Source organism: Streptomyces sp. NPDC037290, from assembly GCF_055603245.1.
This window is the reverse complement of sequence record NZ_JBVJVZ010000002.1, coordinates 562,975-581,424: the sequence shown is the minus strand read 5'-3', so window position 1 is coordinate 581,424 and position 18,450 is coordinate 562,975. Positions and strand designations below refer to the sequence as shown.

Here is an 18,450-nt window from a genome sequence, read left to right as displayed (position 1 = left end):
GACGACCCCCCAGGGACCTCCGCCTCGGGGGCCTGCTGCCTTGGGACAACCCGCGCTGGCCCGAAGGATGGGGTCCCCCCCCCCCCCCCCCGCCCCCCCCCCCCCCCCCCCACGGGGGCGAGCGCGGCCCTGGTGAGCCTCGTCGACCAGCCGGGCATCGGACCGGCGGCCGTGGCGCGGGTGCTCGATGCGTACGAGGACGAGAAATCGCTGGTCTCGGCGGCCTACGACGGTACGCGCGGGCATCCGGTGCTTTTCGGCCGGGCCCACTGGCCGGGCATCGCGGCGGCGGCCACCGGGGACCGCGGGGCGCGTGCCTATCTGCAGGAGCACGCGGGACGCGTCCGGCTGGTGGAGTGCGCGGACGTGGCCGAGCCGTACGACATCGACACGGAAGCCGACCTGCGCCACCTTGAGTGAACGGGGTGGCACTGGGCGCCACCTTGCCTCGACTCAGAGAATCTCGACATCAACAAACCATTGAAGTTCCACAATGAGGAAACTACTATCCACTGTTCAGAAGCGCCTGCCCGCACAGCTGGCGCTGTTTGCCCTATACGTTCCACTAGGCACCCGGTGCCACCGCTGAAGGAAGTGACAGCTCATGTCCGCACCAGCGCCGTCCCCGCTGGCCATCGTCGACGCCGAGCCCCTGCCCCGGCAGGAAGAGGTCCTCACGGACGCGGCGCTCGCCTTCGTGGCGGAGCTGCACCGGCGGTTCACCCCGCGCCGTGACGAACTCCTCGCCCGCCGGGCCGAGCGCCGCGCCGAGATCGCCCGCACCTCAACGCTCGACTTCCTGCCCGAGACGGCCGCGATCCGCGCGGACGACTCCTGGAAGGTCGCCCCCGCCCCGGCCGCGCTGAACGACCGGCGCGTCGAGATCACCGGCCCCACCGACCGCAAGATGACCATCAACGCGCTCAACTCGGGCGCGAAGGTGTGGCTCGCCGACTTCGAGGACGCCTCCGCGCCCACCTGGGAGAACGTGGTCCTCGGCCAGGTCAACCTGATCGACGCCTACACCGGCAGCATCGACTTCACCGACCCGAGGTCGGGCAAGTCCTACGCCCTGCGCCCCGACGAGGAGCTGGCCACGGTCGTCATGCGCCCGCGCGGCTGGCACCTGGACGAGCGGCACCTGGCCGACGCCGACGGTACGCCGGTCCCCGGTGCCTTCGTCGACTTCGGCCTGTACTTCTTCCACAACGCCCAGCGGCTGCTGGACCTCGGCAAGGGCCCGTACTTCTACCTGCCGAAGACCGAGTCGCACCTGGAAGCGCGCCTGTGGAACGACGTGTTCGTCTTCGCGCAGGACTACGTCGGCATCCCGCAGGGCACCGTCCGCGCCACCGTCCTGATCGAGACCATCACGGCCGCGTACGAGATGGAGGAGATCCTCTACGAGCTGCGCGACCACGCCGCGGGGCTGAACGCCGGCCGCTGGGACTACCTGTTCTCCATCGTCAAGAACTTCCGTGACGGCGGCGCCAGGTTCGTCCTGCCGGACCGCAACGCGGTGACGATGACGGCCCCGTTCATGCGGGCGTACACCGAACTCCTGGTCCGCACCTGCCACAAGCGCGGAGCGCACGCGATCGGCGGCATGGCGGCCTTCATCCCGTCCCGCCGGGACGCCGAGGTCAACAAGGTCGCCTTCGAGAAGGTCCGGGCCGACAAGGACCGCGAGGCGAACGACGGTTTCGACGGCTCCTGGGTCGCCCACCCCGACCTCGTCCCGATCGCCATGGAGTCCTTCGACAAGGTCCTCGGCGACAAGCCCAACCAGAAGGACCGGCTGCGCGAGGACGTCCACGTCGAGGCGGCCGATCTGATCGCGATCGACTCGCTGGACGCGAAGCCGACGTACGCCGGTCTCGTCAACGCCGTCCAGGTGGGCATCCGGTACATCGAGGCCTGGCTGCGCGGGCTCGGCGCCGTCGCCATCTTCAACCTGATGGAGGACGCGGCCACCGCCGAGATCTCCCGCTCCCAGATCTGGCAGTGGATCAACGCGGGCGTCGAGTTCGAGAACGGCGACAGGGCCACACCCGAACTGGCCCGCAAGGTCGCCGCCGAGGAACTGTCCGACATCCGCAAGGAGATCGGCGAGCAGGCCTTCGCCGCCGGCCACTGGCAGGAGGCCCACGACCTGCTGCTGAGGGTGTCCCTGGACGAGAACTACGCCGACTTCCTCACCCTGCCGGCGTACGAGCAGCTGCGCGGCTGACACCGCATGTGAACGCCCCCGGCACCGAGCGGTACCGGGGGCCTTCACGTGGGTAGCCCGTGCCGTCGGCGCTCCTCGGCGGTCAGCTCGGCCGGCTCGGCCGCGGCCCGTTCCAGGAGCGCTTCGCAACTCCGGGCGTCCGTGCCGTCGGGCAGCGTCCAGGTGTAGCGGCGGTGGTCCTCGCCGGTGACGACGAAGGAGCGGCCGTCGCCGGACCAGCGCGCGTCCAGCGGCAGCCGGCACGCCAGCCGGGACACGGCCTGGCACGCTCCCGTCTCCGCCCGCCAGAAGGCGACCCACCCGCCCCCCGCGGTCGCGAGCAGGCGGCCGTCCGGGGACCACAGGAGCACGGTGGCACCGCCGTAGGTGGCGGCTGAGCGCGCCAGGGGTGTGCCGTCGGCGGCGTCGCAGATCCGTACGGCCGACTCCCCGTCGAGGAAGGCGAGCCGGCGTCCGTCGGGCGACCAGCAGGCCGCGCCGGCGGTGGCCCCGTCGCCGACGGGGATGTCGAGCAGCCGACGCCCGGTCGGGGCGTCCCGGACCACGAGGGGGCCCTCCTTCCCGGCGGTCACCAGATGACGGCCGTCGGGGCTCCAGGCCAGCACCCCGGTCCCGCGCTCGATGTCCTCGGTCCGGGCGATACGGCTCCCGGTCACGGGATCCCAGAGCTCGACACGGTAGGTGCCCGTCACGAAGTCATGGCTGACGGTGGCGAGGCGCGAACCGTCGGGGGACCACACGGCACGGTCCACCACGTCGTACGCCGTCGAGAGCGCGGCAGCGCACCTGCCCGAGGCGGGGTCCAGGATCTCCACCCGGCCACCGGGGAAGGTGACGGCCAGCCGGTCCCCGCCCGGCTGCCAGGCGACCAGCATCGGCTTCGGGTCCCGGGCCGTGACAACCCTGCGCAGTGCGGTGCCGGGGTCCCTGACGTAGACGGTGTCGCCTCCCGGCATGGTGACGGCCACCCGCCCGGACTCCGACGAGACACTGCGCAGCAGGCCCCCTGGCAGCGCCCGGGGACGCCACGAACCGTGATCGCCGATCCACACCCCGCTGAACCGCGACCGCCAGGCGAAGCAGGCACTGTCGGCGCGCCAGGCGATCTCCTCGGCACCCCAGGGGACACGCAGCCGGCGCAGGAGCGTGCGGTCGGCGACCCGCCACACCGCGATGGCCGCGTCCGCCCCCTGGCCGGCGTCTGCCACCGCCACGGCCACCAGCTGCCCGTCGGGCGACCAGAAGACACCACCCGCATCCACCCCGACGTCCCACTCGTCCAGGACGGTGCCGTCCTCGGCGGCCCTGATCCGCAGGGTCCGGCCGGACACCTGGGCGACGCGCCGGCCGTCCGGGGCCCACGCGAACCAGGAGGTACTGCCGGGCAGTTCGTCATCACCTCTGGCCAGACGCCAGGCCGGGTCACCGTCCGGCACGCGGACGACGCGCAGCTCACGCCACGCGAACAGGGCGAGGAGCGAGGAGTCGGGCGACCAGGTCAGCGCGCTGACCGGCGGCGCCTCGAAGGAGCGGCGCTCGTCCGGAAGCCGGCCCTGCAGCACAGGCGCGAAGTCGATGATGCCGACACCGTTGTCGGACAGCTGAGCCGCGGCGTGCCAGCCGTCGGGAGACAGCCCCATGGTCCGGTCCCCGAAGACACCGGCCGCGCGCGAGGTGGGCGTGAATTCAGGGGAGTCGAAGCGTCGTACGGCGAGCAGATCCTCGGAGTCCGCCCAGTACGCGTCGCCGCCACCGCTGAAGGCGGCCCCGCGCAACTCCCCCAGCCCCAGCGACTCCTGACCGACCAGGTCACCACGCGCCGTCCACGTGCACAGATCGCCTTCCGACCCGATCGTCCGCAGCTGCCCGCTCCCGGAGTCCCAGCCGAGCGCGAGCACCTCCCCCAGGTGCCCGAATCCGATGCTGTCGACCACGGGCCCGTGCACCAGACCCCACAGGGTCAGCGCAACCTTCTCGGTCGCCCTGAACTCCCGTACCGCCGCAGCCGTCAGCGCCAGCGCCAGCCGCCGCTCCCCGCGCAGCGCGTAGGCCTGCTGCGCCCGGTCCGCGAGGTCGTCGGCGCGCTCCCCGGCGGCCGCCTCCGCCCTGGCCCGGGAGACGGCGACCAGCTCGGCGAGGGCCGGGGAGGTGCTGCCGTGCGCATCGACCAGTTCCCGTGCCTGCGCGAGCCGCTGCCCGAGCAGCAGGTCGTCCGCGGACCGGTCGTTCGCCAGCCAGGCCGCTGCCCGGCGTTCGAGGTCCGTGCGGCGGCGCAGTACGTCCTGATGGCGCTCCGCCAGCTCCCGCAGCCGGGGCCAGTGTCGCAGCAGCGCCTCGTGGACGAGGTCGAAGGCCTCGCCCTCGTCGACGTCCGTCACCAGCCGGGCCTGGCGCAGATCCTCGACGACCGCCAGTCCGGCCGCGTCCAGGGACGCTCTGCGCACGGACTGCCGGGAGAAGCCCCGTTCGCCCCAGGCGACGAAGCGCAGGAGCACCGCCTCCACCCGTTCTTCGGGATGCTCGGCGAGGAGCCGCGCCCAGGTGCCCTCCGCGTACCGGGAGATGGCCTGGGACAGCGGGCCGGTCCGCGCCAGCAGGTCCGGCCCGATGACGCGGTCCGGACCGGCCGCCTCGTACAGGTCGCGCAGCACCTGGCCGAGCAGGGGCAGGGCGTCGCCCTCGGTGGCCTCGACCACCAGGTCGTCCACCACCTCCTCGGCGATGTCCGCGCCCGCGGCCCGCGCGGGGCCCGCGATGACCGCCCGGGTCTGCCGTGAGGTGAGCGTGCCGAGCGGGAAGCGGGTGCGCAGGAGGTCGTCGTACGGCCGCAGCTCGGTGGCGTGCAGGAAGCCGGACGGCAGCGTGAGGACCAGGTGCAGCTGCGGGTGTGACCGCACGGCGTTTTGTAACGCGCGCAGGAACAGCTCCCGTTCCGTGGGCGAGGTCAGCCGGACGACGTCCTCGAACTGGTCGATCGCGAGGGCGACGCGCGGGTACCGCCCCTGGGCCGCTCGCAACGCGGCCGACAGTTCCGTCAGGTCACGTCCCTCCGCCGCCTCCTGCCGCAACCGCTGCGCGAGCCGTGCGACCGCGTCGGCGTGCTGCTCGGACCCGCGCGGGGTGAGCGCCTGCGCCAGGGCGACGAAGGGGCCGGAGCCGATCCGGACCGGGCCGAGGACCGCCCAGCGCAGTCGTTTCAGCCGGGGCAGGACGCCCGCGGCTACGAAGGACGACTTCCCGCAGCCCGACGGGCCGACCACGGTGAGCACCCGCTGGGCCGGGGTCCGGGCGGCGGCCAGTACGCGCGCCGCGTCGCGGACCTCGTCCTCGCGACCGAAGAACACCTCCGCCCGGTCCTCGGCGAACGCCTCCAGGCCCGGATATGGGCTGTCGGTCCGGGTCCACGGAACCCGGCGTCGTTCCCGCCGCCGCTGCCCCAGCTCCCAGACGACCACCGCGACGACACCGACCGGAAGCCATACCGCGGCGTAGCGGTTCACCGCGCGCAGCGGCGTCCACCAAGTGTCCGGGTCGGCGGTGAGGAGATTGGTACCGGTGCCGAACACGAGTCCGAGGACCAATGACGTGAGGTCGAGGCTCGTTCTGCGGGATCCCCTCACCCGACGCCGACCTTCCCCCCACGCTCGGCTTCACCGAGTCGATCTCCGTTTCCGGCAGCGTACGGATGCGTCGCAGAACCGCGTCAAGGCGTCGGAAGTGGCCACAGCGGCCGAAAACCGCCCGCTCGGAGCTGCCTCTTCCTCATCCCAGGTGTGCCGACCAGTCCTGTTCCGCCGCCGGTTTGCCGTGCAGGTCGGGGACGCGTTTGAGCCAGTCCGGGCGGCCCGCCTGGGTCTTCGCCACGCGGGCGGCCTCCTCGGCCGCGAGCTGGTCGCGGCTCGGGAAGTCGGTGGGCAGCCACTCGTGCGACAGGCGGGCACGGGCCAGGAGGTAGTCGACGTAGGCGGCGCGGACGTCGCCCGGGGTCGCGAAGCCGGCGTCCTCGGCCAGCCAGGCGTCCGGGACCTCGGCGACGATGCCGCGCAGCAGCTCCTCGGTCACCCGTGGGGCGAGTGCGGCGTCCGCGGCGCGGACGTCGGGGCCGTAGTGGCCGAGCGCGTGGTGACGGAAGTCGTACCTCTTGCCCGGGGTCGTGGTGTCCCAGCGGTGGTGGAAGACGAGGGCGGCGCCGTGGTCGATGAGCCACAGGCGCGGCGGTACGGTGCCGAGCGTGGGCCAGACCATGAGGTTGGAGCTGTGGACCGTGCGGTCCACGTTGGCGGTCAGCGCGTCCAGCCAGACGATCCGGCCGGCCTCCAGCGGGTCCACGGGGAAGGTCTTCGCGATCTCCGGGGTGAAGTCGCGGGCGCCCGGCAGATAGTCCATGCCGAGGTTCACGCCCGCGCTCGCGCCGTGCAGCTCGCGCACCTCCTGGTGTGGTTCACCGGCGGCGATGGCGGGGTCGAAGTGGACGAGGACCAGCTCGGGGAAGCGCAGGCCGAGGGCGCGGGCGAGTTCTCCGACGATCACCTCGGCGACCAGCGCCTTGTGCCCCTGCGCCGAGCCGGTGAACTTCACGACGTAGGTGCCGAGGTCGTCGGCCTCGACGATGCCGGGGACGGAGCCGCCGGAGCGCAGGGGTTCGATGTAGCGGGTTGCGGCGACTTCCCTCAACATCCTCGAAGGTCCCGTCGCTTGTTCGGCTTGCTTTCCACGGCCACCTCCAAGGCGGTGCGCCCCCCTGCTTCCGGCCTCCGGCATGAAGTGAGCATAGTAACCACGCGTGACGGCGGGCGAGGACGCCGGAGCCGTCGCGCCGGCTCAGTTGACCCGTCGGTCGCGGTCGGCCCAGAAACGCTCGCGCAGTTCCCGGCGGAGGATCTTCCCGCTGGGGTTGCGGGGCAGCCGCTCGACGAACTCGTACCCGCCCGGGGACTTGAAGTCGGCGATGCGGCCCTGGAGGAACATCTTCAGCTGCCGGGGCTTCGCCGTCGTCCCGGGCTTCAGCACGACGAAGGCGCGCACCGCCTCGCCCCAGCGCTCGTCCGGGACTCCGACCACCGCCGCCTCGGCGACCGCGGGATGGGTGCACAGCGCGTTCTCCACCTCGGCCGGGTAGACGTTCTCGCCGGCCACGATGATGGTGTCCTTGATGCGGTCGCAGACGTAGACGTAGCCGTCCTCGTCCAGGTAGCCGGCATCGCCGGTGCGCAGCCAGCCGTCGACCAGGGTCTTGTCGGTCGCCTCCTTCAGCCCCCAGTACTCCACCATCGCGGCCGGCGTGCGCAGGCGTATCTCCCCGACGGAGCCCGTCGGCAGGGACGTGCCGTCGTCGTCGGTCACCGCCACCTCCACGCCCGGGTAGGGCCGGCCGGCCGCGCGCAGCAGGGGGCTGCCGGGCACGTGATCGGCGGGCGGCAGGCACAGAGCGGTGTTGCCGCTCTCGGTGAGCCCGTACAACTGCGCCAGGTCGCAGCTCAGGGTCTCGATGCACCGCAGCAGCAGGGTCTCGGAGACGGGCGAGCCGCCGTAGGTGACCTTCCGCAGGGAGCGGAAGTCAGCGGCCCCGACGCCGGGTTCGGCCAGCATCATCTGGAGCATCGCGGGTACGGCGAGGGTCGTCGTGACCCCGAGCTCGCGGATCAGCCGTACGGCGTCGTGGGCGGTGAACATCCGCATGGCGACGCTCTTCACGCCGGCGTTGAAGGCCTGCATGGCCCACCAGATGCCGGCGACGTGGAAGCCGGGGATGCTGATGAGGCTGACGTCCTGCGGCTCCCAGTCGATCCAGTCCAGATCGTGCTCGGCGAGCAGCCCGGCGACGGCGAAGAAGCTGCGGTGGGCGAGGACCACGCCCTTGGGCAGCCCGGTCGTGCCGCTGGTGTAGAGCTGCACCACCGGGTCGTCGGGGCCCGGCTCGGCCGCGAGGTCGTTCTGCGCGTGCGGCGCCCGCCACGCCACGAACGCGGCGCCGCGCTCCTCGTCGCCGTCGAGCTCCACGACCGCGGGGCGGGAGGGGAGTTCGGCGCGGGCCGTCCGCGCCGCGTCGGCGTACTCCCGTTCCGCGAGGATCAGCCCGGCTCCGGAGTCGCCGAGGATGTGGTCGACCTCGGCCGGGCTGAGCCGCCAGTTGACCGGGACGAGGACAGCGCCGATCTTGGCGCAGGCGAAGAAGATCTCGTAGTAGTGCTCCGACTCCTTGCCGAGGTAGGCGACGCGCGTCCCTGGGCCGGCGCCAGCGGCGGCGAGGGCACGCGCGCAGCGGTTGCTGTCGCGGTGCAGCCGCTCGTAGGTCACCTCCCGGCCTTCGCACACCAGCGCGACCTGCTGTGGGCGGTGCGCCGCGTGGAACGCCGCGGTGTCCGCGACGGTCCTCAGATGGGGGTGGTGCATGCGGGCAGTCCAATCCGTAGGCGGTTCAGGTCCAGTCGTGGTGGTCCGGCCAGTACCGGCGACCGGTCAGGGCCGGTCCGGGCAGCCGGAGCAACGGGGGCCGCGGGGCGTCGTCGGGCCACAGCGCGGTGAGGTCGGGCGGGTCGCCCGCGGCGTACCGCTCGGCGAGCCGGGCCAGCGCGCGGACGCGGTCGCCTCCGTCGCCGTCCGCCGAGCCGCCGGCCCGCGCCCCGTCCGTGACCCGGGCCAGCTCCCGCAGCAGTCCGGCCCGGTCGTGTACGACGGCGGCGTACCTGACGGCCAGGTGGTCCCGGGCCTCGGCGAGCGTGCGGCAGACCCCGCCCGGGCTCCAGTCGGCCGTCTCCCGCAGCCGCCGGTGCAGCCGCCGGGCCGTGGCGGCGAGCGCCGTGCCGTTGTGGCCCGACAGAAGCAGCAGCCAGGGTCCGGCCGGATCGCCCTCGGCGGCGGGCCGCTCGGGCGCGCTCTCCAGGACGACGTGCGCGTTGGTCCCGCAGAACCCGAAGCCGCTCACCGCCGCCCGCCGGGGGCCCGGGCCGGGCCAGGGCAGGGCGCGGGAGGCCAGCCGCAGCGAGGTGCCGCTCCAGGGGATGTCGGGGTCGCGGTCGTCCTCGCCGGGCTGCGGGGGCAGTTCGGCACGGTCGAGGGCGAGTGCCGTCTTCATCAGTCCGGGGCCGCCGGAGGCGGTCTCCAGGTAGCCGATGTTCGCCTTGACCGAACCGATGTGCAGCGGCGCTGCGTCGGGGGACAGGCGTTGGTAGGCCTCGGCGATCGACTCGGCCTCGATCTGGCCGCCCAGCCGGGATCCGTTCGCCTGCGCCTCGACGTACTGCACGTCGGCCGGTGCCACGTCGGCGTCGCGCAGCGCGCGTTCGATCACGGCCTTCTGCCCGCGTGCGGAGGCCACGGACAGGCTCGGCCGGTCGCCCTGCGCGTGCAGCGCGCTGCCCCGCACGAGCGCGTACGGCAGGCGGCCGGCACGCACGGCGTCGGCGTGGCGCTCGAGGACGACGACGCCGCAGCCCTCGCCGCGCACGTGCCCGTCGGCCCGGCGCGTGAAGGGGCGGCTGCGGCCGCTCGGCGAGAGCATCCCGGCCCGGTCGAGCATGCCGGTGCTGAACGGCGACAGCAGCAGGTTGCAGGTGCCGACGAGGGCGATGTCGCACTCGCGGTGCCGCAGCGCCTGCACGGCCAGGTGCAGGGCGGTCAGCATCGACGACGAGGCCGTGTCGACGGTGACCGCCGGACCGGCCACGCCCAGCGCCAGGGCGATCCGGCCGGAGAAGGCGCTGGGCGCGCTGCCGGTGCTCATGTGCGCGGACAGCGCCCCGTCGGGCAGGCCGCCCCGCAGCCAGGCATGGGGGTACTCCACGGGCCCGGCCCCGGCGAAGACGCCGACGGCGGCCCGGCGCAGCCGCTGTCTGCTCAGTCCCGCGTCGGCGAGGGCCTGCACGGTGACCTCCAGCAGCAGCCGCTGCTGCGGGTCCATGTGGACCGCCTCCTGCTCGGGAATCCCGAAGTAGTCGGCGTCGAACAGGTCCACGCCGCTGAGGTAGGCGCCCTGGCGCAGCCGGCCGGCCAGCGGGGCCAGGTCGGGTGCGTCGAGGTTCCAGCGCGGCCGGCCGAGGCTGTCGGCCGGCACGCCGGCGGACGCGGTGTCGAGGACGTGTCCCTCGCGCACGGCGGTCCACAGGGCCGTGGGGTCGTCGATGCCGCCGGGCAGCCGGCAGCCCATGCCGGTCACGGCGATCTTCTGGGTCTGCTCCTGGCGCTGCCGGGCGAGCATCACCATGAGCTGTTTCCTGGACAGTGATTCCAGATGGTCGATGTAGCTCGTCACGTCTTCCGTCCCGCCTAGAGCATGCTCTCGCGCAGCGCCGCGAGTTCCTCGTCCGCCTCGGCCTCGGTCATGTCCCGCACGTCACCCGGCCGGTCCCCGGCCGGGTCGTCCGCCGGCGGTCCCTCCGGGACGAGCCGGCCGTCGATGAAGGCGGCCAGGGGCCGTACGGCTGGGTGGTCGAAGAGGGTGGAGGCGGGCAGCGGGATGCGCAGCAGCGCCTCCAGCGCGTTCTTCAGCTCCACGGAGGCCAGCGAGTCGAGGCCGAGGCTCACGAACGGTGTGTCGGGGTCGACGTCCTCGGGTGTGTCGTACCGCAGCACCTCGGCGACCTTGACGCGCAGCAGTTCGCGCAGCGCGGCCTCACGTTCCGCCCTGGGCCGGGACAGCACGTCGTCCAGATCGGCCTCCGGCCGCCGCGCCGGTCCGGTGCCCGAGACCAGGTCCCGGAACAGGGCGTTGGCGAACGGCTGGGCAGCGGTGTAGGCGTCCCAGTCGAACTCGCCGGCGATCGTCTGGGCGTGCGGCCCGCAGAGCGCCGTGAACAGGGCGCGGAGCGCGGCCCGGGGCCGGAGGAACTTCAGTCCGCGGGCCTCGATGCCCTTGATCTGCTGGGCGGTCAGCGAGGCGGCCATGCCGATCTCCGCCCACGGCCCCCAGTTGACGCTGAGGCCGGGCAGTCCTGCGGCGGCCCGCCACTGCATGAGGACGTCGAGGAACGCGTTGCCCGCCGCGTAGTTGGCCTGGCCGGCCGCCCCGAGGACGGAGGCGATGGAGGAGTAGCCGACGAAGAACCGGACCGAGGGCACGGCCGCGACCGCCCGGTGCAGCAGCCACGTCCCGTACACCTTGGCACGCAGCACGCTCTCCATGCGCTCCCAGGTCTGCCCGGTCAGCGGGGCGTCGGCGAGGACACCGGCCGCGTGCACCACACCGCCCAGCGGGGCGTCGCCGGCCGCGAGCGTGCCGATGATCCGCTCCACGTCGGCGGGCTCGGCGATGTCGCCCTGGTGGACGGTGACCTCGATGTCCTCGCCCAGCGCGGCGGCCAGCTCGGCCTGCTGGGCCGCCGTGGGCCGGCCGCGGCTGACGAGGGCCAGGCGGCGGGCGCCCCGTCGCACCAGCTCGCGTGCGGTGGCCCGGCCCAGCGCGCCGAGGCCACCGGTGATCAGGTAGGTCTCGCGGTCGCTGAGGCGGACGGGCTCGCCGGGCCGTTCGTGCTCGTCGCGGAAGTCGATGACGACCTTGCCGAGGTTGGCACCCCGGCTGAGCACCCCGAAGGCCTCCTCGACCTCGTCGAGCCGGTACCCGACGGTCGGCAGGGCGCGGAGCCGGCCCGCCTCGACGTGATGGGCCACCGTCGTCAGGATGTCGTGGTTCAGCCGGTCGAGTTCGTCCGGGGGCAGCTCGCTGAGGTCGAAGTTGTGGTAGTCCACGTCGGGCCGCTCGTCCCGCATCCGCTCCGCCGGCCAGATGCCGATCTTGCCGAGCTCGACGAACCGGCCGCCGTGGGCGAGCGCCCGCAACCCGGCCGGGACGTAGTCCTTGTTGAGGCTGTTGAGGACGATGTCGACGCCCTCGCCTCCGGTGGCCGCCAGCACCTCGTCGGCGAAGTCGAGGGTGCGCGAGTTCATGATGTGCGCGACGCCCTGGGAGCGCAGCAGCTCCCACTTGCGGGGGCTCGCGGTGGCGAACACCTCGGCGCCGGCGAGCCGTGCGAGCTGTACGGCGGCCTGTCCCACGCCGCCCGCGGCGGCGTGGATCAGCACCCGGTCCCCGGCCCGGATCTTCGCGAGGTGATGCAGGGCGTGGTACGCGGTGACGTAGGCGGCGGGCAGCCCTGCCGCTTCGGTGAAGCCCAGGTTCGCCGGCTTGCGCACCACCACGGCGGACGGCACGGTGACCCGGCGCCGCATGCAGCCGATGCGGCTGAGCACGACCTCGTCGCCGGGCCGGTACCGCGCGTCGGGTCCGGCCGCGAGGACCGTGCCGGCGGCCTCGAAGCCGAGCGGCAGCGGCTCGTGGGGCAGACCGTTGTCCAGGGCGTACTGGCGGAGCATGCCGAGGGCGTTGAGGACGTCCTTGAAGTTCAGGCCCGCGGCGTGGACCTGAACGGTGACCTCGTCGCCGGCCGGCTCCCGGTCCTCGGCCGCCACCGGGCGGACCGCGGAGAACTGGCCGTACTCGGTGACCGACAGCTCGAAGTTGCCGTCGTCGGCCGTGTCGCCGGCGCCGACGGCGGGCGTCACCCGCCTGACGTGGCGTGTTCCGCCCCGGTAGGCGATCTGGAAGTCGCCGCCCGCGCTGTCGCCGGCGAGCAGTTCGTCGGCGAGGGGGCGCAGGTCGGGGCCGTCGAGGTCGATCAGGGCGCAGCGCAGCGCCGGGTACTCGTTGAGCAGCACGGCGCCGAAGCCCCACAGGGTCGCGGGCGCCAGGGCGTCCGCGTCCGGTGTGCCGGCGCCGTCGCCGGGCAGCCACTGCGCCCGTTCGGTGACGAGCTGGACACGCAGGTCGCGGCCGGCGCCGAGGCGTTCGGCGGCGTCCGTGAGGGTCAGCAGGTCGCGGTAGTTGCGCTCGGTCTCGGCGCGCAGCCGTTCCAGGTCGTGTGCGGTGGGCTCGGGGGCCCAGAACCAGCACAGGTCGGTGACGGCCGGGCGCTCGTCGAGCATGCGCAGGGCGGTGGCCGAGTCCGGGGCGTACAGGAGCGTCGTCCCCGCTTCGGCGAGCAGCGTGGCCACCCCGGTGAGCGCGGACGGGTCGCGGTGGATCGCCAGCACCTCGCGGCCGCCTGCCGCGGACTTCGCCGGGGGCAGCGAACGCTTGACCCAACGGGGGCGCAGCAGCATCCGCCCGGCCGGGTCGGCGGGTGCGGCGGCGACCCGCTTGAGCCGCACGCCCTCGACGGCGAAGACCGGCCGGTCGCCCTCCAGGGCCGCGATGTCGGCGGTGAGTTCGCCCGCCGTCCGGTCGAGCGTGATGTCGATGAGGACGCGCAGGTCGCCCTTGGGCCGCTTGAGGAGTTCCACCCGGTCGAAGCCGACGGGCAGATAGGTGCCGTCGAGGTCCACGGCGGCGCCGAGGGTCTGCATGGCGCAGTCCAGCAGCGAGGCGCGCAGCTGTTCCGGCGCCGGGGTGTCCAGGCCGCGCAGCTCGCCGACCGCGAAACCGTCCGGGTAGCGGTCGACGGAGCGGACGCGGCGGAACTCGGGGCCGTAGGGCAGGCCGAGGTCGGCGTAGCCCTCGTACAGTTCCTCCTCGTGGCGCCGGGCCTGGAGGTTCCCGGGCCGTTCGGCGGCGGCCCTCAGCCGGCGGACGACGGTGTCGAGCGCGGCCGCGCGGGAGGTGCCGGGTGCCGCGTCCAGCGTGGCGGTCGCGTGGACGCGTTCGATGACGCCGTCCCGGCCGTCGACGCGGCTGACGATCTCGACCGTGGCCGGCCCGTCGGAGGGGGAGGCACCGGGCCGGGGCCGCAGCCGGGTGCGGACCTCGACCGGGTTGTCCTCCTGGAGGAACAGCGGTTCGAGGATGCGGACGTCCCGCACGGTCCGCGTGGTCTCGCCGTGCACGGCGTCCTGCAGGGCGAACAGGATCTCGACGTACCCGGCGCCGGGGAAGACGACCTGGTCCATGACCTTGTGGTCGGCGAGGTAGGCCGGCGTGCCCGGGTCGAGGTGCGTGGTGAACTCGCGCTCACCGGCGGCCCGCGGGCGTGCGCCGGGCACCTCCCGGCCCAGCAGCGGGTGGTGGACGAGGCCGCCGGCCGAGCCGTTCGGGACGGCGCGGGGGCGCGCGGTGGGCAGACGGTAGCGCTTCTTGGTGAAGACGTAACCGGGCAGCGGCACCAGGCGGCCCGGGCGGCCCTCGTGGTAGCCGGTCCACGAGACGGGCAGCCCGGCCTCGTAGGCGCGGGCGAGCGCGGCGCGGATGGTGGTCGCGTCGGTGTCGGACCGGGCGGTGCTGGTCAGCCACAGGTGGGCGGTGTGGTCGCCGGTCCTGCGGCCCAGGCCGGTGAGCGCGTCGGAGGGGCCGACCTCGACGAAGACGTGCCGGCCGCGGGCCTGTACGGCTGCCGTCCCGGCCGCGAAGTCGACCGGTTCGGCGATGTGCCGCACCCAGTAGTCCGCCGTCCCGACCTGGTCGAGGGTGGCGATCCGCCCGGTGACGCCGGAGACGAAACTCAGCCGGGGCTCGTGGAACACGATGCCGTCGATCGCCTCCCGGAAGGCGTCGAAGACCTCGCTCATGAGCGGGGAGTGGAAGGCGTGCGAGACCGGCAGGTCCTTGGTGCGCACGCCACGCTCCGTGAGCTTCGCGGTGATCTCGGCAAGGGAGTCACGGCCGCCGGAGACGACGCACTGCCGAGGGGCGTTGAACGCGCCGAAGCTGACGTCGGCGTACCCCTCCAGCAGCGGTGCCACCTCCTCGGCGGGGGCCGACACGGCGGTCATGCCGCCGGGCGCCGTGACGGACTGCATCAGGCGGCCGCGTACGGCGACCAGGCGGACGGCGTCGTCGAGGCTGAACAGACCCGCCAGCGCCGCCGCGGCGATCTCGCCCACGCTGTGCCCCAGCAGGATGGTGGGCCGCACGCCCCAGGACATCCAGAGCCGGGCCGTCGCGTACTCCAGGCAGAAGAGCGCGGGCTGGGTGAACAGGGTGCGGTCGATCGCCTCCGCGCTGTCCGGGGCCTCGCCGAACATGATCTCCTTGACCGAGCGGCCGAGCGGTTCGGCGAAGAGGCGGTCGCACGCGTCGAGGTGGCGGCGGAAGACCGGGTAACGCTCGTACAGGGCGCGCCCCATGCCGGGGTACTGCGAGCCCTGGCCGGTGAGCAGGAAGGCCACCCCGGCGTCCCGGAACCCGGTGGGCGCGCCCGGGCCGGTGTCACCGCGCTCCAGGTGGCGCGCCAGCAGGGCGTCCACGTCCTCGCGGGAGGAGACCGGGCCGGCGAGCCGGGCGCCGAGGTGGGTGCGGCCGACGTTGGCGGTGCGGCACAGGTCGGCGACGCTCAGGTCGGGGTGGGCGGCGAGGAAGGCGCGGTACCGCTCGGCCTGTGCCGTGAGCGCGGCGCGGTCCTTCGCGGACAGCGTGAAGACGCCGGGCCCGTCGGCGGGCGCGGCGGGCCGCTCGGGAGCGGGCGGCGCCTGCTCGATGACGACCGAGGCGATGGTGCCCGCGAACCCGAAGGAGTTGACCAGGGCGCGGCGCGGGCCGTCGGCCTCCCAGGCACGCGGGCCGCCGGTGGGCACGGTCACCCGGTAGCGGTCCCAGGGGATGTGGCGGGAGGGCGTCTGCAGGTTGATGTGCGGGTAGATCGCCCCTTCCCGCAGCTGGCAGACGACCTTGGCGACGCCGCCGATGCCCGCCGCGGCCTCCATGTGGCCGATGTTGGTCTTCACCGATCCGACGACGAGTGGCGGGCCGTCGCCGCGGGAGTCGGCGAACACGCTGTTGATGGACCCCATCTCGATGGGGTCGCCGAGGGAGGTGCCGGTGCCGTGGGCCTCGACGTACTGGATGTCGCCCGGTTCGAGGGAGGCGCTCTCCAGGGCGGCCCGCATCAGCGCGGCCTGCGCCGTGCCGTTGGGGACGGTGAGACCGCCGCTCTCGCCGTCCTGCCGGACCGCCGAGCCGCGGACCAGCGCCAGGACGGTGTCGCCGTCGCGCCGGGCGTCCGAGAGGCGCTTGAGGACCAGCATGCCGGAGCCCTCGCTGCGCGCGTAGCCGTCCGCCGAGTCGTCGAAGGTCTTGCACCGGCCGTCCGGCGAGAGCATGTTGGCGCGCGAGTAGACGATGTGGTTGCGCGGGTGGTGGTTGACGTTGACGCCGCCCGCCAGGGCGACGTCGCACTCGCGGCGCCGCAGCCCCTGCACGGCGAGGTGCAGCGCCACCAGCGACGACGAGCAGGCGGTGTCCACGCTCATGCAGGGGCCGCGCCATCCCAGGAAGTACGACAGGCGGCCGGCCGCGGCGCTGTGCGCCGTGCCGGCGGCGACGTGGGCGTCGAGGTCCGCGGTGTCCAGCGCCTCGACCTCGATCGCGAAGTCCATCTGGCCGACGCCGAGGTACACGCCTCCGTTGCCGCCGCGCAGCGTCTCCGGGTCGAGGTGCGCCGACTCCAGCGCACGCCAGGCGGATTCCAGGGCCCAGCGGTGCTGCGGGTCGATGAACTCGGCTTCCTTGGGGGATATGTTGAAGAACTTGGGGTCGAATTCGTCGAAACCGGAGACGAATCCCCCGCCCGCCGCGAGGGGGCGTTTTCCGGTCGATTCCTCGGCGGACTGCAGAGCGGCCTGGTCCCAGCGGTCGTCGGGCACCGGCCCGGTTCCGGACCGCCCCTCCCGCAGGAAGGCGGAGAACTCGTCGAGGCTTTCGTTGTCCCCCGGGAAACGAAGGCCCATACCTACGACGGCTATGGGTTCGTACTTTTCCAGGAGTAGTTGTCGGACCAGGGCGTCGGTGCGGGTCTCGGTCACTGGTACAGCTCCTTGAGCACGTCGTCGACCAGGTCCTTCAGGGAGGGTTCCGCCTGGTCCGAGGCCGCGGCGGCGTCCTCGGAGGGGGCGAGGAGATCGGGCAGGACCTCGGTGGCGAGAAAGTCGACCAGGTGCCCGACCGTGGGGTGGTTGAAGAGATGGGCGGCGTCGAACGGCCGGCCGATCGCCTTTTCCAGGCGTTGCCGGGTGTCGGTGGCGCCCAGTGAGGTCAGGCCGAGCTCGAAATAGCTCTGGTCGTGGGGCAGCACGTCCGTCTCGTCCATCATGAGTTCACGCTTGAACTCGGCCTCGACGAGCGACTCGAGCAGCGCCCTGCGTTCGGATGGCGGGGTTTTGCTCAATTCCTGCAGCCATGGTGCGGACGATGTCATGCTGCTCCTCGAAGCCGACGGACAAGGGGATTTCGATGACGGGGACGGACACGACCGGGACGAACGAGGCGGAACCTCTGGCGCGGCGGCGGGCCGAGGAGCTGTACGCCACGGACAGGACGTGCGACATGCTGGGCATCGTGCTGAAGGACGCCGGCCCGGGCCGGGCGACGGTGTGGATGCGGCTCACCGAGACCATGGTCAACGGCCATGGCACGGCCCACGGCGGCGTCCTGTTCCTGCTGGCGGACGCCGCCTTCGCGTTCGCGTGCAACACCCACGGCCCGGTGACCGTGGCGCAGGGCGCGCAGATCACCTTCCTCCGGCCGGCCGAGCCCGGCGACGAACTGGTCGCCGAGGCGGTCGAGCGGAGCCGGTTCGGCCGCGGCGGCCTGTACGACGTCACGGTGCGCCGGACGGACGGGACGGTCCTGGCGGAGTTCCGGGGCCAGAGCCACATGCTGGGCCGGCCGGCGCTGCACAAGGAGTGACCAGGTCACTTCGGTGACCAGGCGGGGTCACGGCCGAGGACCGCGAGCAGGCGGTCCTCGGCGCTCCCGTGCCCCGTCAGGGCGAGCGGCGGCCTGAACGACGCCCCGGGGCGCTCCCGGGCGGGCCCGACCGGCACCTCCGTGCGTGCCACCTCCGCCGCCGCCTCGACGAGGTCGGCGTCGTAGGCCGCCGGGATGCCGAGGGACGCGGCCACGTCCCAGCCGTGCACGACGTAGTCGAGGAAGTGGAAGCTCATGGCGCGGGCGGCGGGGAACCGTACCTTCGGGTGGATCTCCGGCAGCCAGAACTCCCGCTCGAGCACGCCGTCGGCGGAGAAGGCGGCGAGCACCTCCTCGACGGCCTCGGCATAGGCGCGCCCCGGATCGTCCAGTGGCTTCTCCTCCCACATCGAGGCGTCGGACACCTCGCCCCGGGCCGCCGCGGCGAACCCGAGGTGCTGCGCCGTCATGTGGTCCAGCAGCCGGCGCAGTGTCCAGCCCGCGCAGGGCGTCTCGGCGTCCCACTGGCCGTCGCGGACCTGTGCGACGATCTCGGCGCTGCGCTCCACGGCGCGGCGGTCGAGCGTGCGGAAGTCCTTCTCGTTGCTCATGG

9 protein-coding genes and 1 pseudogene are annotated in these 18,450 nt (G+C 73.3%); 3 read left to right on the top strand and 7 right to left on the bottom strand.

The features are described 5' to 3' along the window. Both ACZ7HQ_RS08250 and aceB read left to right on the top strand, forming a co-directional pair. Positions 1–420: pseudogene (locus ACZ7HQ_RS08250) on the top strand (nucleotidyltransferase family protein); the annotation flags it as partial. 184 nt (positions 421–604) lie between these two features. Continuing rightward, positions 605–2,230 carry a malate synthase A gene (gene aceB / locus ACZ7HQ_RS08245; protein WP_470986354.1) on the top strand — a complete coding sequence of 542 codons (1,626 nt, stop codon included), beginning with the start codon at positions 605–607 and terminating at the stop codon, positions 2,228–2,230. Between the two features lie 44 nt (positions 2,231–2,274). Here aceB and ACZ7HQ_RS08240 read toward each other — a convergent pair whose 3' ends face one another. From ACZ7HQ_RS08240 to ACZ7HQ_RS08215, 6 genes are all read right to left on the bottom strand, one after another. After that, positions 2,275–5,850 carry an nSTAND1 domain-containing NTPase gene (locus tag ACZ7HQ_RS08240; RefSeq protein WP_470986351.1) on the bottom strand — a complete coding sequence of 1,192 codons (3,576 nt, stop codon included), beginning with the start codon at positions 5,848–5,850 and terminating at the stop codon, positions 2,275–2,277. A gap of 142 nt (positions 5,851–5,992) precedes the next feature. Further along, entirely contained in the window at positions 5,993–6,907 is a 915-nt protein-coding gene (locus ACZ7HQ_RS08235) for a HipA family kinase (RefSeq protein ID WP_470986348.1), read from the bottom strand. A gap of 144 nt (positions 6,908–7,051) precedes the next feature. Then, entirely contained in the window at positions 7,052–8,623 is a 1,572-nt protein-coding gene (locus ACZ7HQ_RS08230) for a long-chain-fatty-acid--CoA ligase (RefSeq protein WP_470986345.1), read from the bottom strand. A 25-nt stretch (positions 8,624–8,648) separates the two neighbouring features. Next, positions 8,649–10,481, bottom strand: coding sequence for a polyketide synthase (locus tag ACZ7HQ_RS08225; RefSeq protein WP_470986342.1), 1,833 nt, complete (start codon positions 10,479–10,481; stop codon positions 8,649–8,651). Between the two features lie 14 nt (positions 10,482–10,495). Beyond that, positions 10,496–16,954: a type I polyketide synthase gene (locus tag ACZ7HQ_RS08220; RefSeq protein ID WP_470986339.1), complete on the bottom strand. Its 6,459-nt coding sequence runs from the start codon at positions 16,952–16,954 to the stop codon at positions 10,496–10,498. Continuing rightward, positions 16,951–17,346, bottom strand: a complete 396-nt coding sequence (locus ACZ7HQ_RS08215) for an acyl carrier protein (protein ID WP_470986336.1) — start codon at positions 17,344–17,346, stop codon at positions 16,951–16,953. The genes ACZ7HQ_RS08220 and ACZ7HQ_RS08215 overlap by 4 nt, the downstream gene beginning before the upstream one ends. A 35-nt stretch (positions 17,347–17,381) precedes the next feature. Here ACZ7HQ_RS08215 and paaI point away from each other — a divergent pair, with 35 nt between their 5' ends. Beyond that, complete coding sequence (gene paaI / locus ACZ7HQ_RS08210; RefSeq protein WP_470986333.1) at positions 17,382–17,837, top strand: hydroxyphenylacetyl-CoA thioesterase PaaI; 456 nt, start codon at positions 17,382–17,384, stop codon at positions 17,835–17,837. A 5-nt stretch (positions 17,838–17,842) separates the two neighbouring features. Here paaI and ACZ7HQ_RS08205 read toward each other — a convergent pair whose 3' ends face one another. Continuing rightward, positions 17,843–18,448 (bottom strand): TIGR03086 family metal-binding protein, encoded by a 606-nt coding sequence (locus tag ACZ7HQ_RS08205; RefSeq protein WP_470986330.1) that lies wholly within the window; start codon positions 18,446–18,448, stop codon positions 17,843–17,845. Positions 18,449–18,450 lie beyond the last annotated feature (2 nt).

What these genes read in the sequence shown, in the direction of transcription:
- aceB (WP_470986354.1), top strand. Translation starts at nt 605, where the DNA reads ATGTCCGCACCAGCGCCGTCCCCGCTGGCCATCGTCGACGCCGAGCCC.
- ACZ7HQ_RS08235 (WP_470986348.1), bottom strand. Translation starts at nt 6,907, where the DNA reads ATGTTGAGGGAAGTCGCCGCAACCCGCTACATCGAACCCCTGCGCTCC.
- ACZ7HQ_RS08230 (WP_470986345.1), bottom strand. Translation starts at nt 8,623, where the DNA reads ATGCACCACCCCCATCTGAGGACCGTCGCGGACACCGCGGCGTTCCAC.
- ACZ7HQ_RS08215 (WP_470986336.1), bottom strand. Translation starts at nt 17,346, where the DNA reads ATGACATCGTCCGCACCATGGCTGCAGGAATTGAGCAAAACCCCGCCA.
- paaI (WP_470986333.1), top strand. Translation starts at nt 17,382, where the DNA reads ATGACGGGGACGGACACGACCGGGACGAACGAGGCGGAACCTCTGGCG.
- ACZ7HQ_RS08205 (WP_470986330.1), bottom strand. Translation starts at nt 18,448, where the DNA reads ATGAGCAACGAGAAGGACTTCCGCACGCTCGACCGCCGCGCCGTGGAG.